The sequence below is a fragment of the Fluviicola chungangensis genome, assembly GCF_007558725.1.
In the GTDB taxonomy this organism is placed as follows: domain Bacteria; phylum Bacteroidota; class Bacteroidia; order Flavobacteriales_D; family Crocinitomicaceae; genus Fluviicola; species Fluviicola chungangensis.
In genome coordinates this window covers 489,695-501,992 of the sequence record NZ_VLPL01000002.1, presented here as the reverse complement: position 1 = coordinate 501,992, position 12,298 = coordinate 489,695, and the positions used below count along the sequence as shown (strand labels likewise).

Annotated in this window: 14 protein-coding genes; 10 read left to right on the top strand and 4 right to left on the bottom strand. The window is 42.3% G+C overall.

What is annotated here, in order from left to right; translation table 11 throughout:
- The 7 genes from pdxA to accC all read left to right on the top strand — a co-directional run bounded on the left by pdxA (nt 1) and on the right by accC (nt 6,044).
- Entirely contained in the window at nt 1-1,119 is a 1,119-nt protein-coding gene (pdxA, locus tag FO442_RS05765; RefSeq protein WP_144332203.1) for a 4-hydroxythreonine-4-phosphate dehydrogenase PdxA, read from the top strand.
- Nucleotides 1,120-1,309: 190 nt separating this feature from the next.
- Nucleotides 1,310-1,951 (top strand): YceD family protein, encoded by a 642-nt coding sequence (locus FO442_RS05760; protein ID WP_144332202.1) that lies wholly within the window; start codon nt 1,310-1,312, stop codon nt 1,949-1,951.
- 21 nt (nt 1,952-1,972) lie between these two features.
- Nucleotides 1,973-2,164, top strand: coding sequence for a 50S ribosomal protein L32 (gene rpmF, locus FO442_RS05755; protein WP_144332201.1), 192 nt, complete (start codon nt 1,973-1,975; stop codon nt 2,162-2,164).
- Nucleotides 2,165-2,196: 32 nt separating this feature from the next.
- Nucleotides 2,197-3,138 carry a phosphate acyltransferase PlsX gene (gene plsX, locus FO442_RS05750; RefSeq protein ID WP_144332200.1) on the top strand — a complete coding sequence of 314 codons (942 nt, stop codon included), beginning with the start codon at nt 2,197-2,199 and terminating at the stop codon, nt 3,136-3,138.
- A 1-nt stretch (nt 3,139) separates the two neighbouring features.
- Complete coding sequence (locus FO442_RS05745; RefSeq protein WP_144332199.1) at nt 3,140-4,129, top strand: beta-ketoacyl-ACP synthase III; 990 nt, start codon at nt 3,140-3,142, stop codon at nt 4,127-4,129.
- A gap of 35 nt (nt 4,130-4,164) precedes the next feature.
- Complete coding sequence (gene accB / locus FO442_RS05740; protein ID WP_144332198.1) at nt 4,165-4,656, top strand: acetyl-CoA carboxylase biotin carboxyl carrier protein; 492 nt, start codon at nt 4,165-4,167, stop codon at nt 4,654-4,656.
- A 53-nt stretch (nt 4,657-4,709) separates the two neighbouring features.
- Nucleotides 4,710-6,044 carry an acetyl-CoA carboxylase biotin carboxylase subunit gene (gene accC, locus FO442_RS05735; RefSeq protein ID WP_144332197.1) on the top strand — a complete coding sequence of 445 codons (1,335 nt, stop codon included), beginning with the start codon at nt 4,710-4,712 and terminating at the stop codon, nt 6,042-6,044.
- Nucleotides 6,045-6,099: 55 nt separating this feature from the next.
- Here accC and FO442_RS05730 read toward each other — a convergent pair whose 3' ends face one another.
- Nucleotides 6,100-6,876 carry a hypothetical protein gene (locus FO442_RS05730; RefSeq protein ID WP_144332196.1) on the bottom strand — a complete coding sequence of 259 codons (777 nt, stop codon included), beginning with the start codon at nt 6,874-6,876 and terminating at the stop codon, nt 6,100-6,102.
- A gap of 232 nt (nt 6,877-7,108) precedes the next feature.
- Here FO442_RS05730 and FO442_RS05725 point away from each other — a divergent pair, with 232 nt between their 5' ends.
- Nucleotides 7,109-9,055 carry a PP2C family protein-serine/threonine phosphatase gene (locus FO442_RS05725; protein ID WP_144332195.1) on the top strand — a complete coding sequence of 649 codons (1,947 nt, stop codon included), beginning with the start codon at nt 7,109-7,111 and terminating at the stop codon, nt 9,053-9,055.
- On the opposite strand, the gene FO442_RS05720 is transcribed toward FO442_RS05725, so the two are convergent.
- The 3 genes from FO442_RS05720 to FO442_RS05710 form a co-directional block, all read right to left on the bottom strand.
- Complete coding sequence (locus FO442_RS05720; RefSeq protein WP_144332194.1) at nt 9,047-9,502, bottom strand: energy transducer TonB; 456 nt, start codon at nt 9,500-9,502, stop codon at nt 9,047-9,049. The two genes, FO442_RS05725 and FO442_RS05720, sit on opposite strands and share 9 nt — an antisense overlap.
- Before the next feature lie 16 nt (nt 9,503-9,518).
- Entirely contained in the window at nt 9,519-9,947 is a 429-nt protein-coding gene (locus FO442_RS05715; protein WP_144332193.1) for an energy transducer TonB, read from the bottom strand.
- A 125-nt stretch (nt 9,948-10,072) separates the two neighbouring features.
- Nucleotides 10,073-10,519, bottom strand: coding sequence for a hypothetical protein (locus tag FO442_RS05710; RefSeq protein WP_144332192.1), 447 nt, complete (start codon nt 10,517-10,519; stop codon nt 10,073-10,075).
- A 139-nt stretch (nt 10,520-10,658) separates the two neighbouring features.
- On the opposite strand from FO442_RS05710, the gene FO442_RS05705 reads away from it, so the two are divergent.
- Nucleotides 10,659-11,144 carry an RNA polymerase sigma factor gene (locus FO442_RS05705; protein WP_144332191.1) on the top strand — a complete coding sequence of 162 codons (486 nt, stop codon included), beginning with the start codon at nt 10,659-10,661 and terminating at the stop codon, nt 11,142-11,144.
- A complete protein-coding gene (locus FO442_RS05700) occupies nt 11,141-12,202 on the top strand; it encodes a hypothetical protein (protein WP_144332190.1) in 1,062 nt (353 codons plus the stop codon). The genes FO442_RS05705 and FO442_RS05700 overlap by 4 nt, the downstream gene beginning before the upstream one ends.
- The last annotated feature ends 96 nt before the right edge of the window (nt 12,203-12,298 follow it).

The window sequence follows — 12,298 nt, the reverse complement described above, 5'->3', positions numbered from 1 at the left end:
ATGGAAAAAGAGAAAGAAAAAATCAAAGAAGAAGGCCGTGCAGTTCCGATTCGTGTAGGAATTTCAATTGGTGATATCAATGGTATCGGGCCGGAAGTGGTGATCAAAGCTTTGGCGGATAACCGCTTGTTACTGGATTGCACACCCATCATTTACGCTTCGTCCAAAACCATTTCCTTTCATAAGAAAGCAATGAATGAGCCGGAGTTTAATTACCAAACATGCAAAACGGCGAACGAAGCAGTCAATCGCAAGGTCAATATCATCAATGTCTGGAATGAAGAGGTCCAGTTCGAATTGGGAAAAGGAACTGAAGCCAGTGGTAAATACGCATTCCTTTCCCTGGAAAAGGCTACAGAAGACCTGGCTTCGGGGAAAATCGATGTGCTGGTAACCGCCCCTATTTCCAAAGAAGCAATCGGGAAAGCAGGGTTTCAATTTCCGGGCCATACGGAATACCTGGCGCACCTGGCAGGAATGGATGAGGCCCTGATGATGATGGTAAGCGGTTCACTTCGTGTGGCATTGGTTACTACACATGTTCCCCTGAAGGAAGTTTCGGGTACCTTAACGCGCGAAAAAATCCTGGCAAAAATCAAAGCTCTGGACAGCAGTTTGAAAAAGGATTTTGGAATTCAACGTCCGAAAATTGCCGTCTTCGGTTTGAATCCGCATGCCAGCGAGAATGGAAAAATGGGAACAGAAGAAGCAGAAACCATTACTCCGGCAATCAACATGGCACGGAACGAAGACATTTTTGCATTCGGCCCCTTTCCCGCTGATGGATTTTTTGGCAGTCCGAACCGCAGTCAGTACGATGCCGTTTTAGCCATGTATCACGATCAGGGATTGGCAGCTTTTAAAGCACTTGCTTTTGAAGACGGAGTGAATTATACGGCAGGATTACCTATCGTAAGAACTTCCCCGGATCACGGAACAGCATTCGATATTGCAGGGAAAAATGAAGCCAATGCCCAATCGATGCGCAGCGCAATTTACCTGGCAATTGACATTTTCAATACCCGGAAGTTCCTAAAAGAAATCGCAGCAAATCCGCTTCAAATTCAAGAATCTGCCCACCACCGGAAAAGAGGTGACCGACAGCATGAAATTGAGTAATGGAACGTGCAGCTTGTGAGAAGAGTCAGTACGGCTTGCGAAGAGCGAGTACAAGCGTAAAAACAGCAGCTCTTTTGATGGTGTCAAAACCTGAAACCAGGTCCAAAGTGTAGCATGAAAAATAAATTTAACTGGATTATAAGAATCTATTCGTTTATTTTTTCTACCTTTGCCCTCCAATTTTTGTGTAGTGAAGAAATCTACGAATGAGTTCATAATCCAGTTTGTCGGATTAAAAACAGGGACGCATCGCTATGAGTTCAACATAGACAAATCGTTCTTTGAAGGTGTTGAAAACACGCTGATTGAAGATGCTCATGTTCTGGTAGAACTGGCATTTGAAAAGAAGGAAACAATGATGATCGCGGAATTTTCGCTTTCAGGAACTGTTGCCACTCCATGTGATCGTTGCAACGATCCGATGGAAGTAGCCATTCACGGTGATTACCGCATTGTTTACAAATTTGGGACAGAAGTTTCTGAAGATGAGAATTTAGTTATTCTTCCCCCGGAATCCTATGAACTGGATGTTTCAGCACCGATCTATGAGTTGTTGGTAATCTCATTACCCGCCCGAAGAATCCATCCGGAAGGAGGATGTAACGAAGAGGTAATGGATTTGTATAACAAATACATTGTGAATGCAAGTCAGCCGGGTGAAGACGACGAGTGGGATGAAGACGATGATCCCGATAGCTATCGGGATTGGGACGACAATGAAGACTCCGACGAGGATTGGGATGAAGAAGACGGAGACGACGATGATTCGGACGACCCGGATGACGACAAACCGATAGACCCCAGATGGTCTGCATTAAAAAATTTGAATTAACGATTGAAATAAATAAGTAAAATGGCACATCCAAAGCGCAGAACGTCCACAACACGTCGTGACAAGAGAAGAACTCACGACAAAGCAATTGCGAAGAACATTGCAACTTGTCCTACAACAGGACAACCACATTTGTTCCACCATGCTCACTGGCATGAAGGCAAGTTGTACTACAAAGGAAGAGTAGTAGCTGAGAAAGAAGTAGCGATTTAATTCGCGCTGTTTAGTAATAAACATTCCTCCTGATGAAGATAGGAATAGATATTTTGGGCGGTGATTTCGCACCAGAGGCCAATATAGCCGGTGCTGTACTTGCTAGAAAAGAACTTCCTCAGGACGTGCGTCTCGTGTTGATTGGCGACCAGGATCAGATCTTGAGTGGCCTAAACGCGTTGAATGAAGATTCAGCTGGATATGACATTGTTCATGCCCCTGATGTCATTACTATGCACGACCATCCTACCCGGGCAATTCCAAACAAACCGCACAGTAGTATCGCGGTCGGTTTTGATCTGCTCGCCAGGAAGGAAATCGACATCTTTGCCAGTACGGGAAATACGGGTGCAATGCTGGTTGGTGCGATCTATAAGATCAATACCATTGCCGGGATCATCCGTCCGTGTATTACCTCCGTCTTGCCAACAGTAGATGGTAAAAACTCCATTTTATTGGATGTTGGTGCCAATGCCGATTGCAAACCCGATGTACTTTACCAATTTGCCATTCTGGGAAGTCTTTACGCCAAATGTGTTTATGGCGTAGAAAACCCACGAGTCGGTTTATTGAATATTGGTGAAGAAGAAACCAAAGGAAATTTATTGACGATCGCTGCTCACAAGCTGATGGCGGAATCCGATGAAATAAATTTCATTGGTAACGTTGAAGGTCGCGATCTGTTTACCGGTGTGGCAGACATTATTGTTTGTGATGGATTCACCGGTAATATTGCATTGAAGCAAGCCGAAGGAATCTACACACTCATGCGTAAAAGAGGGCTGCGTGATGAATACTTCGATCGTTTCAATTATGAGAATTACGGCGGAACGCCAATCCTTGGCGTGAAGGGGAACGTCATAATCGGTCACGGTATCTCAAACGATAAGGCCGTAAGAAGTATGCTACTGCACTCCTATGAGGTGGCAAAATCAGATCTTACAAAAAACATTAACGAAGCTTTTAATCAATAAAATGAGTAAAATCACCGCAGCAATAACAGGCATTTGTGGCTATCTTCCGGAGGAAGTGGTTACAAATGACGACTTAGCTAAAATTGTTGATACTTCCGATGAATGGATTACAACAAGGACCGGGATCAAAGAACGACGCATTCTTCGCGAAGGCGCTTGCTCAGATATCGCTGCTGCAGCTGTAAAAGGACTATTGGAAAAGACAAATACGGATCCGTTGGACATCGAGCTGGTGATTCTGGCAACGGTCACTCCGGATTATCCTTTTCCATCAACGGCAAATGTGGTTTGTGATAAACTGGGACTCAAGAATGCATGGGGTTATGATTTGATTGCTGCGTGTTCGGGATTCATTTATGGATTGCAAACAGGGGCCAGTTTCATCGAATCCGGAAAGCATAAAAAAGTAATCGTCATTGGCGTGGACAAAATGAGTGCCATCCTGGATTACGAAGATCGAACGACTTGTGTTATTTTTGGTGATGGGGGTGGAGCCGTTTTATTGGAACCAAATACGGAAGGACTGGGAATTCAAGACGCAATCCTGAAGTCAGACGGATCAGGAAGGCAATACCTTTACCAACCTGCAGGCGGATCAGCGAACCCTCCTACACACGAAACAGTGGATCAGCGGTTACATTTTGTAAAACAAGAAGGAAAACAGGTTTTCAAGTTTGCGGTAACAAACATGGCAGAGGTTTCGGCTGAAATCATGGAACGCAATAACCTTACTCCTGCTGATGTAGATTGGCTGGTTCCTCACCAGGCAAACCTGCGCATCATCGATGCAACTGCCGACAGAATGGGTGTTCCGAAAGAGAAAGTAATGATCAACATCCAACGCTACGGAAATACAACAGCAGGGACTTTACCACTTTGTTTATGGGACTGGGAAAAGCAATTGAAAAAAGGCGACAACTTAATCCTATCTGCTTTTGGTGGTGGATTTACATGGGGTGCCGTTTATTTAAAATGGGCTTATAATTCTTAATATAATCGAAAAAACAACTATTAAATTATACTGATATGAATCTGAACGAAATCCAAGACTTAATTAAGTTTGTAGCAAAATCAGGTGTTACGGAAGTAGAAATTGAGCAAAAAGACTTTAAAATAACGATCAAATCAGAAAAGCAAAAATCTGATTCTCCGATTATCGTACAAGCAGCGGCTCCGGTTGTTCCTCAAATGGTGGCAGCTCCAGCTGCAGCACCGGCTCCGGCAAGTGCACCGGCAGCAGAATCTGCACCGGCACCTGCTGCATCTGATGATTCAAAATACATTACGGTTAAGTCTCCGATGATCGGAACATTCTACCGTTCTTCAGGTCCGGATAAAGAACCTTTCGTTAGCGTTGGACAATCCATAAACAAAGGAGAAACCGTATGTATCATCGAAGCGATGAAATTATTCAATGAAATTGAAGCTGAATTTACCGGTAAAATCGTGAAAGTATTAGTTGATGATGCTTCTCCGGTAGAATACGATCAACCGTTATTCCTGGTAGATCCTGCTTAATAGACGGGTTGTCTTGCAACGCAACAACTTAGTGATTCATTAAACATGATTTTATGTTCAAAAAAATATTAATTGCCAACCGTGGTGAGATTGCTTTACGTATTATTCGTACTTGTAAAGAAATGGGCATCAAAACGGTTGCAGTATATTCTACTGCTGATAAAGAAAGTTTACCTGTCCGTTTTGCAGATGAAGCAGTTTGTATCGGACCTGCCCCAAGTAATAAATCTTACTTGTCCATAGCAAACATCATTGCAGCTGCAGAAATTACCAACGCAGATGCCATTCACCCGGGATACGGTTTCCTTTCCGAGAACGAAAAATTCTCACGCGTTTGCCAGGAACACAACATCAAATTCATTGGTGCATTGCCGGAACAAATTGCCGGAATGGGTGATAAAGCAACTGCAAAAGCAACCATGATCGCTGCCGGAGTTCCTTGTATTCCGGGATCAACAGGATTGCTGAAAGATTTGGACGATGCACGCGAGACTGCTAAAAAAGTGGTTTACCCGATCATTCTGAAAGCAACTGCCGGTGGTGGTGGTAAAGGAATGCGTATCGTTTGGAAAGAAGAAGAATTGGAAGCTGCCTGGGATTCAGCGCGCCAGGAAGCAGGTGCTGCTTTCGGGAACGACGGGATCTACATGGAGAAATACATTGAAGAACCACGCCACATTGAGATCCAGATTGCAGGTGATCAATACGGAAATGCGTGTCACTTATCTGAGCGCGATTGTTCCATCCAACGCCGTCACCAGAAATTGGTAGAAGAAACTCCTTCTCCGTTCATGACTGACGAACTGCGTGAAAGAATGGGTCAGGCGGCAATTAAAGCTGCGAAGGCTGTAAATTACGAAGGTGTTGGAACAGTAGAATTCCTGGTTGACAAAAACCGCGATTTCTACTTCATGGAAATGAACACACGTATCCAGGTTGAGCACACGATTACCGAAGAAGTAATCAATTACGACTTGATCAAGGAGCAAATTAAAATTGCTTTCGGAGAAAAGATTTCCGGAAAGAACTACTATCCGCAAATGCACGCGATCCAGTGCCGTATCAATGCAGAGGACCCGTATGCTGATTTCCGTCCGTCTCCGGGAAAAATTACGAGCTACCATTCTCCGGGAGGGCACGGTGTGCGAATCGATACTCATGCTTACGCAGGTTACACGATCCCGCCGAACTACGACTCCATGATCGGAAAATTGATCGTAGTTGCTCAAACACGCGAAGAAGCAATTCTTAAAATGAAACGTGCTTTGGATGAATACATCATCGAAGGTATCAAAACAACGATTCCTTTCCACCAAAAACTGATGGAAGATCCACAGTTCAACGAAGGAAACTTCACTACGAAGTTCATGGAAACGTTTGAGTTTTAGGAAATAGAAAATAATAGAAACGTAGGGGGCGCGATTAATCGCCCCCCCTACTTGTTTAATCTACCTTCTCTTCTTTATTTTTTTCCTTGTGCCACAGGCTCCATTGAATCCCAACTTGTAAACCAATACTGCTTGCAGCGAAGTTTTCTCTTAACATATTAGCAGGTTCTTCAGGAGTATTAAACATTTTATCAACCGAATTAGAATAGGTGAACTCACGATCCCATACATCCAGGATATCTGTATAATCATGTTCTCCGGACACAAATTTGGTAACCCTGCCACGCATCGGGGAAAAATAAGCATTGATCCAATTTACGTCTACAAATAAATTCAACTGATTATTGATTGGATATAAAACACTTATTCCTGCTTCAAAGCCCAAATAATAGCCTCCGGAAAACTCATTTTCATATTGAAAACCAGGCATCCCTTCGTTATATGTTACGCTTTGATTCAAATACATTTTTCCAAAGCCCATTAAACCACCAATTGACAATTTAAGTGATAACTTTTTCAAGGGCCGTAGCAAATAAATGCTTGGATTGATTCTGTAAAAACAGCCCCAAATCTCCTTTTTAAAAACATCAGAAACGAAATAATCGGTTTTCCCAATCGTTTTCATTCCCATTAAATAAGATCCTTCCAATTCAAATCCAATATCCTGTTTGGTTGTATATCCTATTCCAAGATTAAAATTCACTCCTTTCCCCACAGAATATTCAAATCGATCTTTATTTTGAGTATAGAAAGCACCAACTAATTTGTTATAATAAAAATTATCAAAATTGGATTTTTCAGCAGAAAAATTATACCCTGTTGAAGCAGTCACATATAAATTCTGACTCCAGGAACTGAATTGAAATAGTGTAATTAATGCCAGGGTTAGAAGGGTTCTCATTTTTTTCTTGCAATAATACTATTTGAAAACACAACAGAATTCCAAAATGAACAATTCATTAAATCCAATGAATAATATCGAACCTATACCGCATTTGCCCTATTTCTTCCATCTAAAATCCTTCTATTGACCTTCTCTCCCACAATTTCCATACATTCACACCGTGAAAACGAAAAAAAGTATCCTACGACAGCTGCTGGTGAACATTTTGGTTCCCGTGCTATTGATCTTTTCCATTGTTTTCTACCTCACCTATCAATACAACCTTGATAAGGTTGAAAGCGATATTCAACAGCAGAAGAAGAATATTGTGGAAGAAACGCGGAATTTGATCGAATACTACGATTTCTCCATGCGCGCACATGAGCAGTCATTGATTGAGCGGATGGAACATATTTCCACCGAAATTCAATTCGTCCTGGCAAAACAAAACGCACAATCTATTGATCTGAATGCTTTACGATCTTCTCTCGGAATGGATCCCAAGCGGGAAGATATTTACCTCATCGACCGGAACCTGAAGATTGTCAACACGACATTCAAACCGGACCTGGGACTGGATTTCAAAAAACTCAATAAAACGTTCATCCCTTTCTTCAACCAGATCTTCCAATCCAAAAAATTTAAGGAGGACCGATTCGGGCTGGAGATCAAGACCGGGAAGATCAAGAAATACAGCTACCAGACTTCATTCGACAGGAAACACATCATCGAACTGGGTTTCTATTCCAAATCCGCAGATGAGTTCAAACAACTGCTGCTTTCCAAGATCCGCGGTTTAGACAAACGTTTTGAAGCGATCAACCGGGTAGAATTGTACCTAGGCGTCAAAGGAATTCCCGATGTCAGCATTACCAATCCCGAACTGCAAAAAGCCTATCTCCAGTGTTTGGATCGCGGAAAGAATGTGACCATTGAGAACGATGATCCGGATTCCAAAGGCAAAGAGTTCACAGAATATGTTTTTCTTCCCGTTCTGGAATCCAAACTGTATTCGGGTTATGTATTGGAATTGGGAACGAACGATCTGCCTTATCAAAACCTGATCAACGGCCTGTTGCTTCGTTTTGGCATTATTTTCGGAGTTACTTTGGTCATTCTAACCGTTATCGTTTATTTCCGTTCGCGAAAACTCACCAAACCCATCCAGGAACTGGCATTAAAGACGGAAACTATCTCGACGGATAATCTGGACCAAACGATCGAGATCACTGGAAGCCTGGAATTGGATTTGCTTTCGAAGAATTTTAATTCGATGATGCAGAAATTGCGGCATTCCTATGAAAACCTGGAAGAAAAAGTGGTAGAGCGAACGCAGGAACTCAACGAACAAAAATTAATTGTCGAGCACAAAAACCACGAGATCGTAGAAAGTATTCAATACGCCCGCTTCATCCAACAAGCATTATTGCCATTGGAAAGCGAGATCCAGGCCAGTTTCGATGAGAATGCATTCGTCTATTACGCTCCGAAAGACATCATTGCCGGAGATTTCTTTTGGTTTGAAAAGCGTGATCATCTGAGTTGGTTTGCAGTTGCAGATTGTACGGGTCACGGTGTTCCGGGGGCTATGGTCAGTGTTTTATGTATCAATGCGTTGTACCAATCCCTGGCTGTAAATCCGAACCAAACTACCGGGGAATTATTGGATCACGTGCGTGAATTGGTCGTTCAAACACTTACAAAAGAGGCCCGCTCCGTAAAAGACGGGATGGATATTTCACTGGCTTGTTTCAATCACGACACTAAAATCCTTCAATGGACGGGTGCCAACAATCCTTTGTGGATTTTCCGCGGGGAAGAAATTTTGATTACTAGTCCGGATAAACAACCGGTTGGTCAGTTTGACGGAGCAAAACCGTTTACAACACATGAAATCCAACTGGAAGCAAACGATTGGATCATCTTGTTTTCCGACGGTTATGCAGATCAATTCGGCGGACCGAAAAACAAGAAATATAAGTATGCCACTTTCAAAGAATTCATCCAGGCTCATAAAGATAAGAGCGGTTCGGAACTGAAAGCCTCATTAAAAGAAGAATTTGAAACCTGGAAAGGAAACCACGAGCAGACGGATGATGTGTGCGTGATGGGGATAAAGCTAGTTTAATTTGAACGTAACAGGAAGAATAAAACGACTTCTTACAGGCTTTCCGTTAATCTTTCCAGGCATCCATTGAGGCATCGATTTAACCATACGAATTGCTTCCTTATTACATTCCGGACAATCGGGAACACCCCTTTTGACTTCGATATTTGTAATCACTCCCTTATTTGTCACAATAAACTGAAGGTAACATCTTCCCTGAAGTCCATTTTCCAAAGCCACTTGCGGGTAATTCAGGTTTTCTGCCTGGTATTTTTGGAGCGCTGTAAACCCGCCCGGAAATTCAGCCGGTTCGTCCACTACATCGTAAATCGGTTCTTGTTCTTCAATAGCAGGAATATATTTGACGGTATCAGGTTCGCGGCTCGGCTCAATGACTTGTGAAAAAACGGTTTTGCACACAAGTTGCAGTGCACAGATTAAAATAAGTTGTTGCAATCCGGATTTCATATGCATCTATTTTGAATTACAATTTAAACATGATCGGAAGCGAAAAATAACTGCTCACATTTTTGCCATCCACTTTTCCGGGTATCCAATCCGGCATCTTCTCAAGCACTCTTAAAGCTTCTTGGTCGCATTCCGGACAATTCGGGACACCTCTTTTCAACGTAATGTTCTTAATCTTTCCCGAATCTGTAATCACGAATTGAAAGAAACATTTCCCTTCGAGCCCATTCTTCACGGCTTCTTTCGGATAAACAATCTGATCTGAAAGGTACTTCAGTAAAACTTTAAACCCTCCCGGGTATTCAGCCGGCTCATCCACAAATTCGTAAATTTTTTCTTTTGGCTCCTCGGGAAGCGGTTCCGGAGGAGGATTCGGAGGTGGCGTTTGTGAAAACACAGCACCGCAAAGAATTTGAACCGTAAAAATTAAAAGAATTTTCTTCATCTGCTGATTCAAGGATGTCCACTAATTTAAGTATTTACGGGAATTCTGCTCAAATAAAAACACCACTGGTACCAATCATTTACTAAAATGTTCTCTTCGAAGAAAGGCAGAACTGCCTATTCCGATCACTCCAATCCCATCAGTGTCTTTATTTCACTCCAGGCCTTATCGCGGTTGGTATTGTATCTGTTTTGAGCATCTTCGCTTTGAGTTGCTGCATAATCACTCAATCCCTGTGCTTCTGCTTTTAAGGATTGAAGACAAACGATCAAGTCCTTCACATATTCCACATCATCTGCCGAAAGCCCGTTGCTTTTTACCACCTTGCATTTGTCAAGCATATCGATTACGGCCTGAAGCATCGAAGTTTGTTCACCCATTAATTCCTTTACACGGGCAGCATCGTATACCTCATTCACATGCGCATCTGCAATAGCACCGATGGTAATGTATGTATTGTAAATGGTTATGGAGGAAACTCCACCGAAAGCTTCGCGAACCTCTGTGTCACATTGCGCTTTTACAGTTGAAAGCCCAAAGAACGCGAAAAAAAGTAGTGCTAATAATTTCATAAGCTATTTGTTAAATCACTACAATTATACGCTTTCCAACTCACTATAAAACAGGTGCTTTTCAATTTTTTTTCAAAAAAAACATTTTCTGCTGTAACTTTATAGATGCGAACCAGTCTTACCACTGTTAAACGACTACATGACCAGGAAAGAATACAATGAGGCAGTTGAATTGTACGCGGATAATCTCTATCGGTTTGTAGTCAAGCACACCCAAAACCGCATGTTGTCTGAAGACGTTATCCAGGAAACATTCGCGAAAGTTTGGGAGAAACACGAAAGCATTGAAGCTTCAAAAGCGAAGTCGTACTTATTCACCACTGCTTACCATCAAATGGTGGATGTGCTTAAAAAAGAAAAACGCACGACCGGTTTTGATGGCCAGGATGTCAAACAGGACGATGCTTTAAGTCATTTGTTCGATGTTCAGAAAACACTGCAGGAGGCTGTCAACCGATTGCCGGAAATTCAAAAAACCGTCATTTTGCTGAGAGATTATGAAGGATACAATTACAATGAAATAGCAGAAATTACGGCCCTGAACGAATCTCAGGTAAAAGTGTATATCTTTAGAGCTCGTCAGACCTTAAAGAACTACCTCAAATCAACAGAATTAGTAGCATGAAAAAACGCATCCATATCGACAATTACGAATCCTTTTACCTGGATTACCTGGAAGGAACTCTTTCGGAAGAAGAGCGTATTGCGTTTGAAGAATTCCTGGCTGCCAATCCTGAATTGCAGGTAGATGAGGAATTATTATTCCTGGATGACGTTCCTGAAACAATGGACCCACTGCAAAAATGCTTACTGAAAAAGGAAGACCTTTCGATCGTTACCCCTGAAAACCTGGATTATTTCGCGATTGGAAAAGTGGAACAGGTTCTTTCTGCTCATGAAGAAAAATTGTTTGATACCTATTTAATTGCCAATCCGGAAGCTCAACAGGTTCTTGCGGCATACCGCGAAACGCGTTTGCAGGCTACACCGGTTGTTTATCCGAATAAAGAAGACCTGAAAGAAAAAGAAGTTGCTTTGGTTTCCTGGAAATTTATCGCCAGAGCTGTCGCAGTTGCTGCCATATTACTTTTATTCTTCCAATTAGGATTCAACAATGGCAAAGAAGCCTCTCACAATCAGAATAATACGGTAGCTTCCAACGACAAAACAAAGCACCATACCAAACCTGACAGCAAAAAACCAGCGAAAGTGGTCCCTTCCATTGAGTCTATCGGAGAAAACAATACTTACGTTGCCCAAAAAAATACGCCGAAAGCAAACGCAACTTCGAAAACGGATAAGCGCCCGGATTTGAATCAAAAAGAGAAAAAAGATCCGGTTCAATTGATCCCGAATCAACCGCAGGAAGATAAAAACAATGTTGCCGACAATAAACCCCAGCCGCACCACCCCACGATTTTGCCCCAGGTAAAAGACGACAAGCAGCCGGTTGCTCCTACCCTGAACGAGGACGTGAACAAAGCTCCAAGCAAAGATTTGGCATCCAACACAGGTGGTTCAAACATGAAAAACCCGATTCCGCTGATTACGAATACACTTTCTGAAAAAACCAAAACTCCGGTAGATTTCCAGACCGGAAAAGCGACAGAAACACAAAAAGGAGGATTTTTTGTCAAAATCGGGAAGTTCGAGATTTCACATAAGTCATCTAAGAAAAAGTGATTGAATTGAGTCCCGATAGTTATCTGGATGAAAATGTAAAATTGAGGTACGATGGATTAAGCAGCCGTAACTTTTGGTTCTGAATGTCCTGACTCC